This window comes from Mucilaginibacter ginkgonis (assembly GCF_009754905.2).
Classification (GTDB): domain Bacteria; phylum Bacteroidota; class Bacteroidia; order Sphingobacteriales; family Sphingobacteriaceae; genus Mucilaginibacter; species Mucilaginibacter ginkgonis.
Map to the genome: position 1 here is coordinate 2,311,477 of NZ_CP066775.1, position 21,416 is coordinate 2,332,892.

At 45.5% G+C, this 21,416-nt stretch carries 17 protein-coding genes; 8 read left to right on the forward strand and 9 right to left on the reverse strand.

Annotation, left to right across the window (positions count from 1 at the left end; translation table 11 throughout):
* Positions 1 to 36 precede the first annotated feature (36 nt).
* Together argH and GO620_RS10805 are read right to left on the reverse strand one after the other, a co-directional pair.
* Positions 37 to 1,371: an argininosuccinate lyase gene (gene argH / locus GO620_RS10800; protein WP_157525374.1), complete on the reverse strand. Its 1,335-nt coding sequence runs from the start codon at positions 1,369 to 1,371 to the stop codon at positions 37 to 39.
* 57 nt (positions 1,372 to 1,428) lie between these two features.
* Positions 1,429 to 2,352, reverse strand: a complete 924-nt coding sequence (locus GO620_RS10805; RefSeq protein ID WP_157525376.1) for a DUF72 domain-containing protein — start codon at positions 2,350 to 2,352, stop codon at positions 1,429 to 1,431.
* Between the two features lie 161 nt (positions 2,353 to 2,513).
* On the opposite strand from GO620_RS10805, the gene GO620_RS10810 reads away from it, so the two are divergent.
* Complete coding sequence (locus tag GO620_RS10810; protein WP_157525378.1) at positions 2,514 to 4,946, forward strand: outer membrane beta-barrel family protein; 2,433 nt, start codon at positions 2,514 to 2,516, stop codon at positions 4,944 to 4,946.
* Positions 4,947 to 4,954: 8 nt separating this feature from the next.
* On the opposite strand, the gene GO620_RS10815 is transcribed toward GO620_RS10810, so the two are convergent.
* From GO620_RS10815 to ligA, 3 genes are all read right to left on the reverse strand, one after another.
* Positions 4,955 to 6,106, reverse strand: coding sequence for an aldose epimerase family protein (locus GO620_RS10815; RefSeq protein ID WP_157525379.1), 1,152 nt, complete (start codon positions 6,104 to 6,106; stop codon positions 4,955 to 4,957).
* A gap of 70 nt (positions 6,107 to 6,176) precedes the next feature.
* Positions 6,177 to 8,657 carry a DUF5686 and carboxypeptidase regulatory-like domain-containing protein gene (locus GO620_RS10820; RefSeq protein WP_157525380.1) on the reverse strand — a complete coding sequence of 827 codons (2,481 nt, stop codon included), beginning with the start codon at positions 8,655 to 8,657 and terminating at the stop codon, positions 6,177 to 6,179.
* 224 nt (positions 8,658 to 8,881) lie between these two features.
* A complete protein-coding gene (gene ligA, locus GO620_RS10825; protein WP_157525381.1) occupies positions 8,882 to 10,879 on the reverse strand; it encodes an NAD-dependent DNA ligase LigA in 1,998 nt (665 codons plus the stop codon).
* A 94-nt stretch (positions 10,880 to 10,973) separates the two neighbouring features.
* On the opposite strand from ligA, the gene GO620_RS10830 reads away from it, so the two are divergent.
* Both GO620_RS10830 and GO620_RS10835 read left to right on the forward strand, forming a co-directional pair.
* Positions 10,974 to 12,068, forward strand: a complete 1,095-nt coding sequence (locus tag GO620_RS10830) for an AI-2E family transporter (RefSeq protein WP_157525382.1) — start codon at positions 10,974 to 10,976, stop codon at positions 12,066 to 12,068.
* 36 nt (positions 12,069 to 12,104) lie between these two features.
* A complete protein-coding gene (locus tag GO620_RS10835; protein ID WP_157525383.1) occupies positions 12,105 to 13,049 on the forward strand; it encodes an MBL fold metallo-hydrolase in 945 nt (314 codons plus the stop codon).
* On the opposite strand, the gene GO620_RS10840 is transcribed toward GO620_RS10835, so the two are convergent.
* Positions 13,046 to 14,173, reverse strand: a complete 1,128-nt coding sequence (locus tag GO620_RS10840; RefSeq protein WP_244139402.1) for an MFS transporter — start codon at positions 14,171 to 14,173, stop codon at positions 13,046 to 13,048. The genes GO620_RS10835 and GO620_RS10840 overlap by 4 nt on opposite strands.
* Positions 14,174 to 14,275: 102 nt before the next feature.
* On the opposite strand from GO620_RS10840, the gene GO620_RS10845 reads away from it, so the two are divergent.
* A complete protein-coding gene (locus tag GO620_RS10845; RefSeq protein ID WP_198173566.1) occupies positions 14,276 to 15,364 on the forward strand; it encodes an SDR family oxidoreductase in 1,089 nt (362 codons plus the stop codon).
* On the opposite strand, the gene GO620_RS10850 is transcribed toward GO620_RS10845, so the two are convergent.
* Positions 15,365 to 17,005 carry a hypothetical protein gene (locus GO620_RS10850; RefSeq protein WP_157525384.1) on the reverse strand — a complete coding sequence of 547 codons (1,641 nt, stop codon included), beginning with the start codon at positions 17,003 to 17,005 and terminating at the stop codon, positions 15,365 to 15,367.
* Positions 17,006 to 17,059: 54 nt separating this feature from the next.
* Positions 17,060 to 17,419: a glycoside hydrolase gene (locus GO620_RS10855; protein ID WP_157525385.1), complete on the reverse strand. Its 360-nt coding sequence runs from the start codon at positions 17,417 to 17,419 to the stop codon at positions 17,060 to 17,062.
* 117 nt (positions 17,420 to 17,536) lie between these two features.
* Between GO620_RS10855 and GO620_RS10860 the strand changes: the two genes are divergently transcribed.
* A complete protein-coding gene (locus tag GO620_RS10860; protein WP_157525386.1) occupies positions 17,537 to 17,737 on the forward strand; it encodes a hypothetical protein in 201 nt (66 codons plus the stop codon).
* Positions 17,738 to 17,739: 2 nt separating this feature from the next.
* On the opposite strand, the gene GO620_RS10865 is transcribed toward GO620_RS10860, so the two are convergent.
* Positions 17,740 to 18,645: a hypothetical protein gene (locus GO620_RS10865; protein WP_157525387.1), complete on the reverse strand. Its 906-nt coding sequence runs from the start codon at positions 18,643 to 18,645 to the stop codon at positions 17,740 to 17,742.
* Positions 18,646 to 18,774: 129 nt separating this feature from the next.
* On the opposite strand from GO620_RS10865, the gene mgrA reads away from it, so the two are divergent.
* The 3 genes from mgrA to GO620_RS10880 all read left to right on the forward strand — a co-directional run bounded on the left by mgrA (position 18,775) and on the right by GO620_RS10880 (position 21,415).
* Positions 18,775 to 19,764 (forward strand): L-glyceraldehyde 3-phosphate reductase, encoded by a 990-nt coding sequence (gene mgrA / locus GO620_RS10870; protein ID WP_157525388.1) that lies wholly within the window; start codon positions 18,775 to 18,777, stop codon positions 19,762 to 19,764.
* A gap of 83 nt (positions 19,765 to 19,847) precedes the next feature.
* Positions 19,848 to 20,822, forward strand: coding sequence for a Gfo/Idh/MocA family protein (locus GO620_RS10875; protein WP_157525389.1), 975 nt, complete (start codon positions 19,848 to 19,850; stop codon positions 20,820 to 20,822).
* A 74-nt stretch (positions 20,823 to 20,896) separates the two neighbouring features.
* Positions 20,897 to 21,415 carry a hypothetical protein gene (locus GO620_RS10880; protein WP_157525390.1) on the forward strand — a complete coding sequence of 173 codons (519 nt, stop codon included), beginning with the start codon at positions 20,897 to 20,899 and terminating at the stop codon, positions 21,413 to 21,415.
* The last annotated feature ends 1 nt before the right edge of the window (position 21,416 follow it).

Genomic DNA, 21,416 nt, shown 5'->3' on the forward strand with positions numbered 1-21,416 from the left:
TCTATTGCCGTGGTCATGACGAACTTGAGCTTTCAATTATTTCACCAATTTTTCAATTGCCTCATTAACCCTTCTAAAGTTGAAGCTATCCAGCATCTTATCCATATTAGCAACAATACAGTCGTTCATTAGGTTACCAACACTTCCCTCGTGGGTATGGTCTACCTTTTTTACCGGGTTAAACTGCCCTTCTTCTATGGCGAGCCCTACCTGTTTATACGCATCGCGAAAAGGTGTGCCGTTTAAAGCTAAGCGATTAACCTCATCGACACTAAAGAGGTAGTCGTATTTGGCATCGCTCAGTATATCGGTTTTGACAGCAATATTTTGCAGCATAAAATCAGCCATTTGCAGGCAGCTTTTGATCTCTGAAAATGCCGGGAATAACAATTCCTTTAGCAGCTGCATTTCGCGGTGATAACCCGATGGCAGGTTGGTAGTCATCATAGCAACATCATTAGGCAGTGCCTGCAAACGGTTGCACCGGCCCCGCATAATTTCCCAAACATCCGGGTTCTTTTTGTGCGGCATAATGCTCGAACCTGTGGTCAGGTTTTCGGGGTAACTTACAAACGCAAAGTTCTGGCTTAAATATAGTACCTGATCCATTGCCATGCGCCCAAGGGTTGCTGCAATAGCGGATATTGCTTGCGCGATGATACGTTCTGTTTTACCGCGACCCATTTGCGCATACACTACATTGTAGTTCAGGTCATCAAAACCCAGAAGCTCCGTCGTCATTGTACGATTAAGCGGGAATGACGAGCCATATCCCGCAGCAGAGCCCAGAGGGTTCTTGTTGGTAATATTCCAGGCAGCACGCACCAGTTCCAGGTCATCAGCTAAGCTCTCCGCGTAAGCGCCAAACCATAACCCGAAAGAAGAAGGCATAGCCACCTGCAGATGCGTGTAGCCCGGCAACAAAACATCTTTATGCTTCTCACTAAGATTAATCATCGTGCGAAACAAGGCATCTGTTGACTCAACCAATTGCTGCAATTCGCTGCGAAAAAACAATTTCAGATCGACCAAAACCTGGTCATTACGTGAGCGGCCGCTGTGAATCTTTTTGCCTGCTTCACCTATGCGGCGGGTAAGCAGCATCTCTACCTGCGAATGCACATCTTCGACATCAGCCTCGATGGCAAAATCACCGCTTTCTATCTCTTTGTAAATAGCTTTAAGTTCTTTCTGGACAACTTCCAGATCGTCTGAGTTTAGCAAACCGATACTTTGCAGCATGCGTGTGTGCGCCAGGGAGCCAAGCACATCAAACGCGGCCATTTGACTATCAAGTTCGCGGTCCTTGCCAACGGTAAAGGCGTCTACCAATTGATTAACATCCGTCGCTTTTTGCCATAGCTTGCTCATGCTGCAAAGATGCTCAATGAATTCGGATTTAAGAATTTCGATTTCGGAACGTGTCGCTTATTTTAATTCCATAGATTCCTGTTTCGGCAGAAATTGCGGTCTTTGAATACTTGTGCCTAATGCTTCGTTCAATTTTTCAATCGTATAATCCGCCAACACAGGCGAATACTGTTCATCGTGCTGGTGCATAAAAAACCAAAGTGACTGCAGGCCTTCATCTTTCCATTTTTTTATTCGATCGACCCATTCATCTATGCGTCCGTAATCTGTTGGCAACAACCCATTCCCCACATAGCGGATAAACGCATGTGGCGTAGACAGGTTCATATGCCCGCAATCGCGCCGTCCGCTGGCGTCCGTTATCACACTGCCAATGTTTAAATCGCGCAGCAGCGCAAAAATATCCTTATCCGTACCTGCTGTGTTAAACCATTCTTTATGTCGCACTTCCACGAAAACCGGGACATCGGTAGGCAAATGTTCCAAATAAGCTTTTAATTCGGGGAAGCTCTTTGGGGTAAAATTGTCACTTAGCTGCAGGAACATCGGCCCCAGTTTGTCGCCAAAAGCTAAGACGCCATTATAAAATTGCGTGGTTATTTCTTCGGCGTTCTTAAGCCTGCGTATGTGGCTTATCGACTGCGAAAACTTTGGGCAGAATTTAAAATTCGGATTACCTTCTGCTTTTTCGGCCCATTTGCTTAAAGTCTCAGGACCGTAAACCTGGTAAAATGTAGCATTTAGCTCTATTGAATCGAAGTGTTTAACATACTCAGTTAAAAAGTTGGCCTCTTTGGTTTTTGGCGGATAGATCTGCCCTACCCATTCTTTACGGCCCCATTTGGCACAACCAACGTGCGCTTGGAACTTACCGCTGCCGCTGGCATTTGCCAGAACATGCGCAGTGAAGGCCGTATCGGGCGGGAGGTTAAAATAAGATTGAGGCAGTTTGTCGGCGTCGGCTACTTTACCAAATTCCATAACAGATAATTTTTATGAAGATAAGTTTTGCTGACTAATAACTAAGCAAAAACATTTAACAGGTTCTGCAATAGGGTTTTGTGCGCTAATTATAAAGCGTCTTGCAACGTGCCCATTATTCATGTGTCTCTTGAGCAATACCAATCAGGTATCTCAACTACATGAAAACAACCTTACTGCCTTTTCTTTTACTTTTACTATCTGTTGCAACATTAGCCCAAACCCCACCCATCAAAGGTGTTGTGAAGGGGATTATTATTGATTCTGCGAAGAATGCGCCCCTGGGATATGCTACCATCGCGCTTGTAGATGCTGCAACCAAAGCACCCGTTAAAAGCACGCTCACCAAAGACAATGGCACTTTTGAGTTAAAAGATCTCGAAATAAAAAATTATCTGCTAAACGTGATATCCGTCGGATACACCTCAAAAACGATCGGGATAAACACGCTGAGCTCGACTAAACCGGAAGCAGACGCCGGCCGCATCATATTAGCTCCATCTAACGCGCAGTTGGGCGAAGTTAAAATAACCGCGGCAAAACCTTTGGTAAAGCAGGAGATAGACCGCATGAGTTACGACGTGCAAGCCGACCCCGAAAGCAAGGCACAAACAGCCATGGATATGCTGCGCAAAGTGCCATTGGTTACTATTGACGGCGACGACAATATACAATTGCAGGGCAGCGGCAGTTATCGCATTTTCATCAATGGCAAACCATCTGCGTTGTTAACCAACAACCCCAAAGATGTGCTGCGTGCCATGCCTGCCACTAACATTCAAAAAATCGAGGTGATCACAACTCCGCCGGCAAAGTACGATGCAGAAGGTTTAGCGGGTATTATTAATATCATCACCAGCAAAAAAACCGACGACGGCTACAATGGCACGGTCACCGCGCGTTACAATTTCCCGTGGGGGCCAAATATCAACTTAAGCACTACATACAAGCAGGGCAAATTTGGCTTGTCGGGCTTTTTGGGTACAGGTAGGCAGGTGCCTACAAAGTTTGAGTCTGGCAGTTACCGCGAGACTTACAGTCCGGCTTCCGTATTTACCCAAAACGGAATATTTGATAATGCCGGCGGTGGCTGGGGTTACGGCAGTGTTGAAACCAGTTACGAGATAGATACCTTAAACCTGCTAACTGCTTCGTTAAACTATAATTTCGGCGATTTTAGGAACAGCAGTAATAAGCTTACGCAATTTAGCAGCCAGGCACCTGGCATTTTGCCGCAATCATACAACCTTATTAATATTGGTGGCAACGGTTACACCGGTACAGATGTGAGCTTTAACTACCAACTGGGATTTAAACGTAACAAGCAGCAGTTGCTGACAACATCGTACCGCTACACAGACTACAACAATGGGCAGCACAATGATATCAGTTCGATTAACGATGTCAATTATAATGGACCTGATTATACCCAACGCAATAACGCCGGTGAGCAAGCGCACACTTTCCAGGTGGACTACATACAGCCCATGAAAAAGCTAACGCTTGAAGCGGGAGCAAAAGCAATTTTACGCAAGAACACCAGCGAAACAGAAGCTACTGTATTCAGTATCCGGAACGGGCAGGGATCATTTGTTGAAGATCCGTCGCGCGAGAATGACCTTATTTACCATCAGGATGTTTATAGCCTTTACAACTCTTACACATACAAGTTAACCAAATGGGTGTTTAAAGCAGGAGCGCGCTTAGAGCGTACACAAGTTGACGCTAACTTTGTAACAAACGCTACCACGCTTAATATGGGCTACACAAATATTGTCCCGTCTCTTTCTGCACAATTGATGCTGCCTAAAAACCAAAGCCTTACATTCGGTTACACCAACCGTTTAGAACGGCCGAGCATTTACCAGCTAAACCCATTTGTAGACCGGTCTAACCCGCAGATCATATCCACCGGCAACCCTAACTTAAGGCCTGTGATCAGCGATCTGATCGAACTAACTTACTCAAAGTCGGGCACAGGTAGCTTTAGTACCAAATTAAGTTATATGCACACCGGCGGTATGGCGGTGAGTGTGATCAGGCTCATATCTGACACACTATCTGAAACCACTTATGAAAACGTAGGCAACAGCAAAATTTTGCGCTGGAATGTAAACGGCAATAATCCCATCGGCAAAAAGGTGAACATTAATTACAGCACCGGTTTATTTTACGTTTGGATAAGCGGCCCTTACAATGGGCGCTTTTACAGCAACCATGGCCTGCGAACCAATACCTTTGTGAGCGGTAGTTATAAACCGGGCGACGGCTGGAGTTTTGGACTGAGTTATGGGTTTAACCGAAGATATATCATGCTGCAGGGCAGCTCTAATGACTACATGTATTCGTCGATAAGTGCGTATAAAACCTTTGCAAATAAAAAGCTTACAATTACAGGAGTGGTGAACAATCCTTACAAAACGTATAACCAATTTACCAATTACACATCAACGCCCGACTTTTACCAAAGCAATACCAGCAACAATTATTACCGCAATTTCAGCTTAAGCTTAAGCTACAAGTTTGGAAAGCTAAGCAGCGATATCAAAAAGAATCAGCGCACTATCAATAATGATGATCTAAGCGGAAAATAAGCCCGCATTCAGTGCTTCTCAAATTGATAATACGTAAGCGATTTATATACTTTACCCGGCTTTAGAACGGTTGATGGAAAATTTGGCTGATTAGGTGAATCTGGGAAGTGCTGGGTCTCCAGGCAAAAAGCGTTACGATAAGCGTCCGGGTGGCCACCTTTCATTTTGCTATCGCCTTTCATAAAGTTGCCGGTATAAAATTGCACGCCCGGTTCGGTAGTAAACACCTTCATCACCAATCCGGTTTTATCGCCGGATACGGTTACTACAGGCAGTTGTGTGCTGTGTTTATTCAGCACAAAATTGTGGTCATAGCCTTTACCAAAAGTGATCTGACCATCGTTAGCATCAATACGGTCACCAATGGGCAAAGGTGCCCTGAAATCAAATGGTGTGCCTTTAACATCAGCGATCTTGCCAGTTGGGATCAGGGTAGAATCAACAGGTGTGTAGGCATCAGCGTTAATTTGTATAATATGTTTCAGAATATCGCCGCTGCCCCAGCCGTTCAAATTAAAGTACGAGTGATTGGTCAAATTGATTACTGTTAGCTTATCGGTTTTGGCTTCATAAGTAATAGAAAGGCTGTTATATTTCGTCACCGCGTAAGTCACTTTAACATCCAGGTTACCTGGGTAACCTTCTTCCATGTCAGCCGAATGATAGGTGAGTTCAAGCGTATGTTCATTCAGCATTTTGGCGTCCCAAACTTTAGAATCAAAACCTACTTTGCCGCCGTGCAAACTGTTAGGTTTATTGTTGATGAATAAGGTATAATCAGTCCCATTCAGGTTAAAATGTCCCTTTGCTATGCGGTTGCCGTAACGGCCTATTAATGCTCCATAATAATTTGACGCAGAACCTTGATAGCCTTTCAAATCGTCAAAGCCGGCAACAACATCAACCATTTTGCCTGCGGCCGACTTTACCAACAAGCTAACCACACGCCCACCAAAATTGGTGATAGCGGCCTCCATGCCGTTTTCGCCCTTTAGCTTGAACAGCTTTACTTGCTTGCCATTTATGGTTTGATTAAAACCCGAACTATCGGGCAAAAGGCTGTCTGTGCTCATGGTTGCAGATTTATCGCTTTTACTGGTACAAGATTCAAACGCGATAGACAGCGCCACCGCTATAACAGGATAGAAAATTTTTTTCATAGGTTAACACGGACCGGTTATACTGCCGCTGAAACCAAAAATAGGATTCGACAAGGTATAATCAAAGGCATTAATTCGGCCGTGCCGGCCGCATAGGTAATGCCAACCCGATAAGCGCCGTAGATGTTGAGTGGCCATCAGTCCTAAACGACCTGCCCATCTGGAACCTTATACCATACAATTGAACACCGGCTGCAAACTCAACATAATTACCAATCTGCGGGGTAGCCAAGTAATTTACATTGACAATTTCATGCAGTTTTAACTTGCGGATCAGCGGCACCCGGCTTAAAAAATACCCGCCGAAGTTATGTTCGTAATGAGCCTCGAGATAACTTTCCGGTGTGCTGAATTCATATAAAGGCAATATCAGGAACGCGTTTGGCGCGTTTACAAAGAAAACGCCCTCGTTACCATAAAAATGCGCATAGTCTGTAAAATAGATCTGCTTAACACCAAAGAATTTACCGGCGCCAATATAAAAAGACGACTTCCCTATTGGCCCTAGACTAATGTCTTCCTTAGAAAGCGTTGCCTTCACGAAGTTATAATCGACATCCGATCCAAAAACATTCCGGATAGCACGTGTATAATTAACGGTTAATGTTGGGTATGGTGATGGCAAATATCTGCGCCCCGTTGGATAAGTTTCATACCGATTGCTGAAATTATAGCTGGCATGCAAGTTCACTGTGAACGACTGGTTGCGCGGAAAAAGCGGGTTATCTGCCTTCGGTGTAAGGGGATTGTTAGACGTAAACTCGTAGTTCTGCAGGTTGGTTATGCTGTACAAGGAAGTGTTTGGCAGCCACTGCCTGTCAGAATAGTCGATCGTAATGCCGCCTCGCAACCCGCCATAAATACGCTTGTTAAGCGAAACCGTGACGAATGACCTTTCATACAACTTCAACTGGTTTAGCCTGCGGAATAAACTGTTAAAGGTGTTAAACAGCGGGCTGGTAGGATTAGTGTTGTTGATATCGAACATACTGTTGCCAACTGCAAAACTCAAAGTCGATCCGCTTAACGGAACAGTACCGTCTACAAAACCGTGAAAGCGTTCGTTTCGGATGCCGTAGCGTACGTTGCCTCCCAGACGCAAATATTTATTGTTAATGCTATCGATCTGCTTTACATAGTTTACATTGTAGTTAAAGGTAAAACCCTCAACCGTGTTGTAAAGGAACGATGTAAGCAGCGGACTAAAATAGGTGTACTGCTTTTTGTACCTGTCGCGTTCAAGTATGCCTGTTAACAATAATTTATTCGCGGTTACACGGTTACCTATCCTATCCAGCGAATCGAGGTAAGGTTTGGATTCCCTCTTTTTTGCCAGGATTGCTTTCTTCTGGTAATCTGTAATCTCTTCAGTCGTCAACGGCACTGGGCGCTCTTGCTGCCAGTAAACTGAGTCTTTCTTATTGACACCTTGCGGTATTTTCAATACCTCTGCAAATTCCTTCTGGTTGAGCGTTGGGTTAAGGTTATAATTGCTGTAAACTGCAATAAAATACCCGCCAAACTTAAACCCAAATATACCGCCGTTAAACTCCATCTTAGCTGTAGACGGCATCCAAACTTTTTTACCAACCGGCACATATTGCTCTTTGACTTTTAGCGTGTCGACAATATTCAAATTTGCACTTTTAGTAATCTCCAGATCGAAACTGTGCAAACGCCAGCTATCTTCCATAATGTAGATTATGCCCGCGAATGCCGGATCGTAACTGTGCTTTGGTGTTACCTGTATCTTGTTGATCGTCTCGCCGTTTTCTTCTGATGTGCCCAGCCATTTGTAATTGTAATAGCTTAAGGCGTTATCTGCAATGGGCGATACCAGCGGCCGGTTGCTGATCTGCTCCCAGTTCTGGTAATTCTCGTACATGTTAACCCGGATATCAGACGCGCGGTTAAAGCTAAATGCCCTGTTACTGCCCGATACTTTTGAAGAGATCATCTCCTCGTGTATCTTGTCAGGCTTTTCAAATGTGAGTTTCGATTGTGATTCTGACAGGTAGACAATCCCCCTGCGGTTAGAATCGAGGCCGTATTCCCGCGCGATCTGATTGATATCCCTGCCCAAAAACTTTTTAGGCGCGGCCAGTAGTTTTTGAAGGCCTTTTAAATATACCTCGGCACTGTAGGCGTTTACTTCGTTTAGGTAACCATTTCTTTTGCGGATAGCTTTGCGGATGATGGCATAAGAAGGGTCTTCGCCACCGGGGCGGATGGTTACAGCGTTAAGTTGATATGCCGCTACGGCAAGCCTCACATCTAATTTTGTATTGCCCGAAATATTGACGCGTTTTAACTCTTCTTTGTAGCCGATGGCTTTAAATAAGATCTCATACTGGCCTTTGGCAAGGTTAAGGCTATAGTTACCGTCGTTGTTGGCAGATGTGCCACGGGTGGTACCCTTAACCAGGATGCTGGCAAATGGAACCGGTGCGCCGGTATCATCAACAATATTACCGCTTAGCGTAAATTGCTGCGCCGAGGCGGTAAAGACCCAAAGTAAAAGAGCCGCGGAAAAAATTATTCTTTTATACATGAATGGCAAATGCCTAAAGATGTGCATTTGATTTTGATTGTAGCGGGTTTGTTACGCTTTTAACGTTTTTTAACGTGTAGTAATGGTTCAATGAAAATCGTCATTTGCGAAGAGTGCCGATAGCTTTCGGGACGACGTGGCAATCTCATAGGACGATTTTATGCTAGGATTGCTTCGTACCTCGCAATGACATAAGTGTTATATCAAGTGCCTTTATAACATGATTACAGCATGCCCATTAGCTCCCCGTCACTTATTATCGGGATATTCAACTTCGTTGCCTTTTCCAATTTTGCAGGCCCCATATTATCACCTGCTACCAGGTAATCAAGCTTTGCAGAGATACTACTTAATATTTTGCCCCCGTTTTGTTCTATAATTTCTTTCAATTCCACGCGCGAGCGTTCAAAGGTGCCCGAGATAATGAAGGTTTTGCCGCTCAATTTGTCGCTGGCCAGCACCACTTCCTTTTCTTCGGCAGCAAACTGCAAGCCATCCTGCTGCATTTTTTGGATTTCTTGTAAGTGCTTTGGCTCAGCAAAATATTCGACCAAGCTTTGGGCAATGCGGTCGCCTATTTCATCTACGGCGGTCAACTCTTCGAATGTCGCGGCCTGCAATTTCTCGATCGTCTTGAAATGTGCCACCAGTTTTTTAGCCACGGTTTCGCCAATATAACGTATACCTAAGCCAAACAGCACTTTCTCAAAAGGCATCTTCTTAGATTTTTCTATGCCATCCAGCATGTTAGTGATCGACTTTTCGCCGAACCGATCCATAGAAGTGAGCGCGCCATAATGGTTTTTAAGGTCATAAATATCGCTGATGTGTTTCAGCAAACCCCTTTGGTAAAGCGTCTCAATAGTCTCATCGCCCAAACCATCAATGTTCATTGCCCTGCGGCCAACAAAGTGCTGCATCTTGCTTACTATTTGTGGCGGGCAGGCTTCATCATTAGGGCAATAAAACGCCGCCTCTCCTTCTTTACGTTCAAGCTGCGTACCACAGGCCGGGCACGTAGTTACATACGCAATTGGTTCTGCACCGGCTTGCCGTTTGGTCGTATTCACGCTGATGATCTTTGGGATTATCTCGCCGCCCTTTTCGACATACACCGTGTCGCCCTGGTGCAGATCGAGCCGAAGTATCTCATTGGCGTTGTGCAACGTTGCGCGTTTAACTGTAGTACCGGCAAGCAATACCGGCTTCAAGTTAGCTACAGGAGTAACCGCCCCTGTGCGACCGACGTTATACACTACTTTTTCTAAAATGGTTTCCACTTGCTCGGCTTTGTACTTATAGGATATTGCCCATCGCGGAACCTTAGCCGTAAAGCCCAACTCTTCTTGTTGCGCGTAACTGTTCACTTTAATTACAATACCGTCAATATCGAAAGAAAGATCAAAGCGCTTCTCTTCCCAGTGCGCAATAAACTTTAGCACCTCATTAATGTTGCTGCACAATTTGTTATGCTCACTTACGTGAAAGCCCCAGCGCTTTACGGCTTGCAAGCTCTCCCAATGGGTCTTGAATAACTGCTTTTCTGTATAAAGGAAATATAAAAAGCAGTCTAATGGCCTACGGGCTACCTCTGCCGAATCCTGCAATTTCATCGTTCCGGAGGCAAAATTCCGTGGGTTAGCATAAGCAACTTCTCCGTGTTCTATACGTTCATCATTTAAGCGCTCGAACGCCTTACGGTGCATCAATACCTCGCCCCTGATCTCGAATGAATCGGGATAATCGCCCGGCGCTAACTTTTTCGGCACACTATGTATCGTGCGGACGTTGGTAGTTACGTCATCGCCCTCATAACCATTCCCACGTGTTACCGCGCGCGCTAGTTTCCCGTCTTGATAGGTCATGCTCATAGACAGGCCATCGAATTTTAACTCGCACACATACTCAAAATTATCACCAATGGCTTTACGGATGCGCTGATCGAAATCTATCAGTTCCTGCTCGCTGTAAGTGTTACCGAGCGACAGCATAGGCCAGCGGTGCTTTACCGTTTGAAATTCTTTAGTCACTTCGCCGCCAACACGCTGCGTAGGCGATTCAGGGTCAGCTAATTCAGGATGTTCTTTCTCCAGAGCAGCCAGTTCTTTCAGTTTGATATCAAAATCATAGTCTGAAATGGTGGGTTGGGCCAGCACATAATAATTGTAATTATGCTGCCTTAATTCGGCGGTGAGCTTTTCTATTTTTTCTTTAGGCGACATGGTTAGCGAAGATAGTAATGTTGCCGTCTCTGGACAAGGACTACACGCCAGAGTAGGTGTTAAAACCAAAGTATACCACCTGTGTTTATAGCGCATGACCAGCAAAGAAACCGGCACGCCCTATTACGCTAAACTGGCGTATGTTTTTACGGCAATCATTGGTTTCGGCTTTTTGGTGCATATCGGCAAAAGCATGTTAGACCCGCTCATGTTCGGGTTTCTATTTGCCGTTCTGCTGTTGCCCCTGGCAAACTTCTTTGAACATAAATGGAAACTGCCCAGAAGCGCTTCAGCGTTTTTAGCTATTTTTTTATTTGTGCTTTTTGTTGGCGGAATAGTGTATCTGGTAGCTACGCAAATATCCCGGTTGGCCGACGACTGGCCGATGCTGAAAAAGCAGATAGAACAATCAGTACAAGACCTGCAGGGATGGGTACAATCCACTTTCCACGTCAACATGGAAAGCCAGATGGCTTACGTGCATAACACCACCAGCAAAATCGTATCATCGGGTACAGCATTGGTGGGCAGCACATTCCTGTCGGTGGGGTCAATTGTTCTGTTTTTATTGCTCATTAATGTCTTCACGTTCCTTATACTGTTTTACCGCAAGCTTCTCTTCGAATTTTTATTGCGTGCCTGCGGCGACAAGCATTGTGATACTATAAAAGACATTGCAGAGCAGATACAGTTGATATTGCGTGAATACATCCTCGGTTTGTTATTAGAGATGTTTCTGGTTGCCGCCGCTGCCTGCAGTGTATTTTGGATCATTGGGATAAAATACGCCGCCTTGTTGGGGTTGATCACCGGTTTATTCAACATCATTCCCTACGTGGGTATTTTTACCGCGCTGCTATTGAGTACGCTTATCACTTTTGCGACAGGCGCGCTTACAGATACCTTTTTCGTTGCCATTAGCGTGATCGGTATACATGCAATTGATGCAAACTTTTTGCTGCCGGTTGTGGTAGGCTCAAAGGTGCGGCTTAACGCGCTTATCACGTTCTTGGGAATCATACTTGGCGAAATGCTTTGGGGGCTTTCCGGCATGTTCTTATCCATTCCGACGCTGGCCATTATAAAGATTGTTTTTGATCACATTAAGCCACTGAAGCCCTGGGGCTTTTTGCTGGGCGGCGACTACGTTTACAAGCGATCCGCTGAAAGAAAAATGAAGACTGAATGATGTACTGTGCTTACCTTTAAGGCAAATCATCTCGCTATGAATTTTAAGCTCTTCTCCATATTCATCCTAAGCGCTTTAGCGATAAGTGCCAAAGCGCAATCCTTTAAAATTGTTCCCTTGGGCGTACTAGGTGGCGAAGACGAAAGTAACCTGTCCTCATATATGCTTGCCCCTGCCGGATCTAATAACTATGTTTGTTTAGATGCGGGGACATTGTATACAGGTATTAGTAAAGCCATTGCCAATAAAGTTTTTGCAGGCACTGCTGAGCAAGTTTTACGACAAAAGATAAAAGGCTATCTAATATCCCACTCGCATCTGGATCACCTATCCGGATTGGTGATCAACTCCCCTGCCGACACCAATAAAACTATTTACGCGTTCGCGGATTGCCTTAAAGTTTTCGAAACGCATTACTTTACACCTGTTAGCTGGTCAAATTTCGGCGACAAAGGTGAAGCCCCTGTACTCAAAAAATATCATTACGAAACGCTGGAAGCAGGCAAGGAAACAGCCATTGCTAGTACTGATATGACTGTCACCCCATATCCGCTTAGCCATTCGAATTTGACCAGTACAGCATTCCTTGTACGTAGCGGCAGCGCTTACGTACTTTACTTAGGTGACACCGGACCGGATGCGGTGGAGAAAAGTGCTAACCTGCATAACCTTTGGACTGCCGTAGCACCGCTAATTAAAGACAAACGCCTAAAGGCGATCATGATCGAAACATCTTTTCCTGACGAGCAGCCGGACAAATCTCTATTTGGGCATTTTACCCCAAGATGGTTGATGTCAGAATTTGATAATTTAGCGCAACTGACCGGCGGCGCGGCCTCGCTTAAAGGCTTTAAAGTCGTCATCACTCATTTAAAACCACCGGTTGCAAGCGTCAGCAAAATAAAGCAACAATTAAAAGCCGAAAACAAGTTAGGCCTGAACCTGATATTCCCTGAACAGGGAAAGACGTTGACGCTTTAATCCAGCTTAGCCCTTGAAACCAATACAACAACGCTGGCTCCCATCAATGCGATAAAGATAAATGAAACACGCAGTGTAAATGCGCCCGCCAGGAAGCCAATAACCGGCGGCCCAATTAAAAACCCTGCAAAGCTTATAGTAGACACCGCCGCGATAGCCGCGCCCGGTTGCATGGTTTTAGATTTGGCCGCTGCGCTGTAGATCATAGGCACAACGGATGATACACCAAAACCAACCAGCATGAAACCGCCGATGGCAGCGGGCAGCACCGGAAAAAGTACAGCAATGAGCAATCCGATCGTAGTGAGCGTTCCGCTTAATTGAAGCGTGCGTTTCAGCCCAAATTTGTGTGCAAACCAGTCGGCAATGAAACGCCCGGTAGCCATGGTGCTCATAAAGGCTGTGTAACCTGCAGCCACCCAGGCCTTCTCTGCTAATACAATCTTTTTAAAGTAGATTACACTCCAGTCGAACATGGCGCCTTCGCAAATCATGGAGCAGAATGCGATGATACCCAAGCCTACTAATGACCTGTCGGGGATAACAAAGGCGGGCCCAGTATCGCCGGTCGAATTATCATTATGTAAATACTGCCTGCAGATGATAACAGTTATGAGTGTCAACGTTGCGATGAACATAAAATGTGCTGCAGGCAGGATGTTTTGCCCGATCATCAGCGTGCCTATTGCGGCGCCGGCAAAACCCGCCAGGCTCCACAGCCCGTGGAACGAGGCCATTATCGGTTTTTTATACACCTTTTCCGTCGCGACAGCCTGTGTGTTGACAGAAATATTTGTGGCATTACCGGCGAAACCGAATAGCACCAGGCATAAAATCAATTGGTAGGGTTGTGTTACGCTTCCCAACCCGATCAAAAAAACGCCGTACATGATCAATGCGATTGTAAGCAGCGTTTTGCTTCCGAATTTGGTGACCGCCCAACCAGAGAATGGCAAAGACAGCATTAAACCTACCGGCAGTGCAAATAATACTCCGCCAAGCGCAGCATCAGTAAGTGCCAATTTTTGTTGAATGGTTGCTATACGCGATGCCCAGCTGGCAAAGCACAAGCCCGTCATGAAAAACATGGCGCCTACCGCCGCCCTGATAATTTTCTTATTCAAAAGGTGATGTTTAACAATTTGCTACCACCGCGAATTTAGACAACTAAATGCTATAGCAGAGTAGTTGGGTGTCTTTTTACACAAAAGAATCTTTCATAAAGTTTGCTTCTTCTGATACTGGTTGAAAATCCGCTTAAACTTTTAATGTCGACTGTCGTTATTCTATCTCACCCTTTCAGTTTTGTAGGTATGTTTTTATCAGGCAAAAAACAGTGCAACGCGGTACCGCCGCTTAACAAGCAAACCATAGTAATCACCGGTGCTTCGAGTGGAATTGGGCGGGCAACCGCTATTGAACTGGCCAGGTATAACTGCAAATTGATATTGGCTGCCCGCAACAAAGCTGCTTTGGATGAGGTAGCAGATGTATGCAACCGCCTTGGTGCTAACGCAATGGTAGTAGTCACAGATGTCACAGACGCACAAGCTATTACAACATTGGGCAAAGACGCATGCGCCTTCGGTAAAAGTATAGATGCCTGGATAAATGTGGCAGGTGTAGGTTTACTTGGCGATTTTAGCAGCATACCCTTAGAGGTACACCAGCAGGTGATACAAACCAACCTGATTGGATACATCAATGGCGCGTACGCAGCGTTACCATGCTTTAAAAAGCAAGGTTATGGTACAATAGTGAACGTAAACTCAGCAGGGGGATTTTTGCCGATGCCTTATTCGGTAGCCTACACTGCCAGTAAATACGGCGTACGGGGATATGCCGAAGCTTTGCAAGGCGAACTTGGCGACTACCCTAACATAAATGTGTGCAACGTTTATCCCGGTTTCGTAGACACACCCGGCCCGTCGCATGCCGGAAATTACACGGGCAAAAAGCTAAAACCCATGCCGCCCGTAGTAAGCCCGACAAGGGTAGCATCAGAGATAGTGGCATTATTACAAAACCCGCGCGAACACGTGTTAATAGGTTCTGCGGCATACGGCGCCAGGGTCGGCAGTATATTTGCGCCGCGCTTTACCCGCTGGGTGATGACACAAATTTCCAGGAATTATTTTAAACATGCAGAACCGGAAGCTGTGACCAATGGAAACTTACAGCACGCTACACATCTTCATTATCAGATATCGGGCGGCTATACGTCTAAAAAGGTTACTAAGCATAACCTAAAGTTAGGTGGTATCGCAGGCGCCGCAGCGGTAACCGCGTTCTGGCTGGTAAGAAAGTTTGTTTAATTACAGCGGCTGTACAAAAACAGGTGTTTCTGTCACGGTAAGCGTAAGTTTACCGCCAGTAGTGTTCATCACCGTTTTAACCGCATCAGCGGCACCGTCTTTTAAGGTGTAAACCGCGGCTTGAGATGCATTTCCCAGATCCAATGTGTATGTGCCTGTCCGGCCCATTTGGTCTGGGATCATCAAAGCATAAAATACCTTATTCCCATATACGTAGCGATCAACTAACGGGTCGGCACTAATGGTTGAGTTGTAAGCGTAATTACCCATTATCTTACTTACCTGCAGCATATAATCGGCAACTATCCTGCGGGTATTGTTGTCGTTAACCAGTCCCGATGTCTGGTAAGTCCACCCTCCGCCCGGCGCATCGTCATACATCTGGAAGTAGAAAACACGCTCAACCCCATGACGGGCATACATTAAGGAAGTACGTAATGTCCAGTCGGCCTGTGTTTGCATGATTGAGCGGTTACCGATCACAAATGCACCCTGCGGACTCGATGACTGCGTATCATAACTCGATTCTGTTACCCAGACCGGCAAGTGCAGTGTTTTACCTAAGGCAACAAAATCGTCGGCAACTTTTCCGCCTATGCTTAGCTCTGGCGCCATAGCTTTCGTGGCTACAGATTTAATGTCCAGCGAAGCATTATTTGAATAGTAATGGTAGTTAATCACATCAAAACAAAGGTCTACGCTGCCATCGGCGCGGTAACCGCGGTTTGCACGGCACCACTCTACCATATCCTTCACGTATTGAACATCCGGGTGTGCCAGTCCGCCCATGACAACAAGCATATTCGGGTCGGCAGATTTAACGCCAACGCCCTTACCCATTTTGCCTTTATTACCATCATAAAACGCAGACATATTAGCCGCATATTCCTGAGCGGTTTGCTGCGCTTTGGCACCCTTCCACCATTTGTCGCGCTCATTGTCGCACTCTATATATTTAACATAATTAAGGCCAACCTTTATCTCGTTAATTTCATCTCCCGTCCATCGCTGCGATGCGTCGATACTCATCAAGGACCGGTCGATAGCGGCATTTGACCCGTACCGGGCTGCAAATTGAAATGCAACCTTTGCTTGCAATAAATAAGAAGAAGGATTTGATTTGTCTGAAGTATACGGCGCAGGCGTATCTTCGTTATCGCGTTGATCAGCAGGATAGTAAGCATTAAGGAACCATCCCGGGACTGTTTTCAGATCGGCCAGCATCAGCACAGAATCTTGTTTGCCACGCTGATACATCACATCATAAAACCAGCCGCCGCTGTGTGTAGGATTAAAGGTGTATTTACCCTGGGTTTGCTCAAGCTTTTCCCAGTCCATATAGTGCCTGAAAGAGCCGAACCCCTTTATCAATGCCCATTTAGGCTCGTAAACACGCGTATTGTCGTTTACATCATTGGGGTTTTGTTCGATGTTCCACTCATAACCGTTAACACCAAACATGTTTTTCAGTGGGATGCCGTTAGATTCGAGCGAACCCGTGTTACCGCCAACGCCCTCATTTGATACTGGGTCTACAATAGCTTTCTTAGAACAATAGGCAAAAACGCTGACCAAGACCAGGAGAAATAGGCTGCGATATATCCATGATTTTTTTATAGCAGGGGCTTTCAATTGTTCCATGTTAATTATAATACGCAAATTATGGGTAGAAAGTTGTAAGCCCCTGCTTATAAATTATTTAGGCCTTTTTAAAGTAGCGTGTAATATGTTGCCGTTTACATCTATGTTCATCACGACAGAGTCGGCATAAACCTTACCTTTCTGAGGTATTTCTAAACCATTAACAACGGTTGAAAAATTGATCATATCGCCGCTCACTTTGCCATTATCGATTGTAGACACACCATAAGGCGACTCGGCTGTACCGGTTAGTTTATCGCCGTCAACTTTAAAGTTGTAGGTTAATGCAAGGTCGTTACCATCCATATTAGTGGTACCTACCCATTTACCATCAAGTGCCGCGAAAATGGCAAACGCCGAAAGTACAACCGTGGCGAAAATTGCCACCAGAAACGTCATTTTTTTAGTTATCATAATTGGATTTGTTTATGTGCCAATATAATTGTTAAAATGTTAAATGCACGTAATCATTCATCCGTATAGAACAAAAAAGCAATTTGGATACTTATATCCTCATAAATACTTACCCCAATGGCAGCCACAAAGCATTTCAAATTCATCAATAGCAAAACCGGCAATACCATATTTTACTATTCATACACAGCCGGCGGTGACGCGCAGCATTTAAAAGCCGAACTGGAAAAAATAAAGGAACAGGTCGCCATTCAGAACGGCGTTTTTACAGGCACTATTTATTGGGAAGAGGTGGTTGAAAAAGACAACCACATATAGTTTTACGGTACAAAATAATGATAGATGGGCGCATATATACCCTCACTGGTAGTGTAATATGAACGTCCGTCACGCGCGAATGTGATTGCTTCGCCCTGCTTCTCGGCCTCATAATCCAGTTCTGCCGGAGCTTGTTTCATTACCTTCCATACCGGCATCCCGGCAGGGCGTTTCCAATAATAAACCTTGCTGTAATTTTTTAACAATATTTGAGATCCATCGGCAGAGATACTCCCCGCCGTGATCCATTTCATAGGCGGGAATCCCGGGAAGAATAATCGTGCACGTTTGGTCAAAACAACCGTATCGCCCGATCTAAAATTTAGCGGCGTAGTGTAAACCGTAACTGAGTCGGTTCGCTTTGAAACTATATATAACAGCTTTTCAACCGGGTCGGCCATTAGTGTTTCTGCATCCCTTGGCCCGTCGGGGTATTGTAAGAAAAGATGGTCTGCAGTTAGTGTTCTTGACACAGCGCTGCCCTGTTTGGGCTCCGCAAAACGGTAAACCGTCAAATAAGGCCTTACAGCAGCGTTATCACCAATATCACCTAAATAAATATAGCTTTTATTTTTTAGCGGGCCGGGGGCAACCGCAATGTCTTCACAATCGCGCGCACCCAAGCCATTGTTTTCTAAGCCCTTAAAATTATACGTAGTTTTAAGCGCGCCTTTATCGTCTATAGCAAAAAAACGACTGCTATCGCCGCTGTCATTATGAACATACAATATGCCCGGGCTAATAGCCGAGGCCGCGATACCTGACGTTTCGTTCATAGCCTTGTCCTGAAGCTTACCGGTAACCTCTGACTTGCGCTGCAATTTGTGATGCGCGTATGCTGCAACAAATACAGAGCTAATAATAATCAGCAATGCTACCCTGCGTTTCTTTATCCTTTTTGGCGACATATCAAATGCAAAAATATTTAACCATTGTGAAGTTTAGGTTAACACTACCTGCAACTATACTGCCAGCCCAATTAAACCAAATCCTTTTCTGTATTTTAATTACATTAGCCCCTAACAACCAATCTACTCATGAAATACCAGCCTGCCGACAATCGGTACGATAAAATGGAATACCGCCGCTGTGGAAATAGCGGCATTAAATTGCCCGCCATCTCACTTGGGCTATGGCACAACTTTGGTCACGTAGACGTGATGGAGCATTTCCGCAAAACGCTGCAATTAGCGTTTGACAGCGGCATTACGCATTTCGATCTGGCTAACAACTACGGCCCGCCTCCGGGATCTGCAGAAGAAAACTTTGGTAAATTATTGAAAGCCGATTTTGCCGGCTACCGCGATGAGATGATCATATCTACCAAAGCGGGCTACCATATGTGGGAAGGCCCGTACGGCGAGTGGGGATCTAAAAAATACCTGGTGGCCAGCCTTGACCAAAGCCTAAAACGCATGGGCTTGGATTACGTGGATATTTTCTACTCGCACCTCCCCGACCCTGACACACCACTTGAAGAAACTATGGGCGCGTTAGACCTGATGGTTCGGCAAGGCAAAGCATTATACGTAGGTATTTCAAATTACCAGGCCGACGAGGCGCAGCGCGCGATCGATATTTTAAAAGACCTGGGCACGCCATGCCTCATTCATCAGCCAAAATATTCAATGTTTGAGCGATGGGTAGAAGGCGGGTTGCTTGATGTTTTGGAAAAAGACGGCGTAGGTTGTATACCATTTTCGCCGCTGGCACAAGGGCTGCTTACCAACAAATATTTAAACGGCATCCCCGAAGATTCACGCGCACACAAAGCAAGCGGCTTTTTGCAGGAGAACCAGGTTACGCCTGAGGCTGTAGACAAGGCCAAAAAACTAAATGAACTGGCACGGCAACGTGGCCAGTCGCTTGCACAAATGGCGCTTGCCTGGTTATTGAAAGACCCGCGGGTAACCTCAGTCCTGGTAGGTGCAAGCAGCCCTACGCAACTGGCAGATTCCCTCAAATGCCTGGATAACATTAAATTCAGCGGTGAAGAAATAAACCAAATAGAAACGATCTTAAAATAAAAAACGGGTTAGCGATAACAGCGGAAGCCAGGAAAGATTCGCCGCAGGCGAATTCTATTCTTAAGCGATAGCTTTTAGATTTTATGGATCAGATCAATTGGGGATTAATAGGTTGCGGCAACGTAACAGAACTGAAGAGCGGCCCGGCCTTTAATAAGGTGCCTAACAGTCAGCTTAAAGCTGTGATGCGCCGAGATGGTGAAAAGGCTGCTGATTACGCGCGGCGTCACGGTGTAGAACAATGGTACGATAATGCCTATAAAATGATGGCGGAGGCGGGCATCAATTCGGTTTATATTGCCACCCCTCCATCGTCGCATGTAGAATATACTTTAGCCGGCTTGGAGCGCGGACTTAATGTATACGTTGAGAAACCAGTTACACGCAACGCTGCCGAAGCCCAGCAAATTGCAGATGCCGTAGCTGCAAGCGGTGGTAAACTTACCGTAGCTCACTACCGGCGCGCGCTGCCAATGTTCCTTTATATAAAGCAACTGATAGATGAGCAAGCGATAGGCGAGATCCGCACGGTGCAGATACGCATGTGGAAGACCGCCCAGGCCGAGCAGATACAACAAACGGAAAACAACTGGCGCGTACAACCCGAAATATCGGGAGGGGGGTACTTTCATGACCTTGCCCCGCACCAGCTCGACCTGATGTTATATTACTTCGGCAAGCCTGTAAAGTATCAGGGGTATTCGCTCAATCAAGCCAACCAATATCCTGCCGATGACCATACCTGCGGAAGTATCATTTTTGAGAATAACGTGGTAGTTAACGGCTCGTGGAGTTTTAATGTAGCCAAAAACCAGATAACAGATAGTTGCGAGATCATTGGCACCAAGGGAAAAGTAAGTTTCCCGTTTTTCGGATTCACGGTTGCGCTGGAAACAGATGATATAAATGAAACCAAAACCTTTACCCATCCGCAGCACATTCAGCAGCCCATGATTGAAAAAATAGTTAATTATTTCGGCAGTGAGGGGCCAAATCCTTGCTCAATTGAAGAAGCCGTGGTATTGATGAAGATAATGGACCCGTTTACAGGAAAGTAGAGCCGGTCAAGTATTTAATTGACACACAACATACTTACTTAACCAAAGTTATTTTGCTAAATTAGCCAGAGGTTATGAAAAGAGCTTTTTTACCTGCGCTGTTTGTATTGTTGCTTTTTGGATTGCGTGCTGCCGCGCAAACCTACACCGTGCCGGTAAATTATAAATTCAGTTCGCCGGCCGATTACAAACGTTACGAACCCCAAGTGTTAGAAACGGTAGACTGGCTGCAAAATACCCCCTGGACAGAAGAACCTGTTAAAAGACGCCTCGCCAACGCCTTTTTGTTTAAGTGGATACAGGGCGTACCCGGCATTGTAATGACCATAATGCCCGAATTGATAAACCTTACAGATAAAAACAACCTGCTTATGGCTGCCTTTGTAGGCGGCTATTCAAAATACGCTATTGAGCACCCCGGATATCTTAAGGAAGAGGCTAACAACGCCGCGGTGAGGGCACTAATAGCTAAATACCGTGCAGAGCCTACCCGCAAAAAAGACGAGGACATAGAAAAATTGATCCGCCTTGAGAGGGACGGTCAATTAGGCTATTGGGTAATGAACGATTACGAGAAGCCGCAACAAGAGTGAT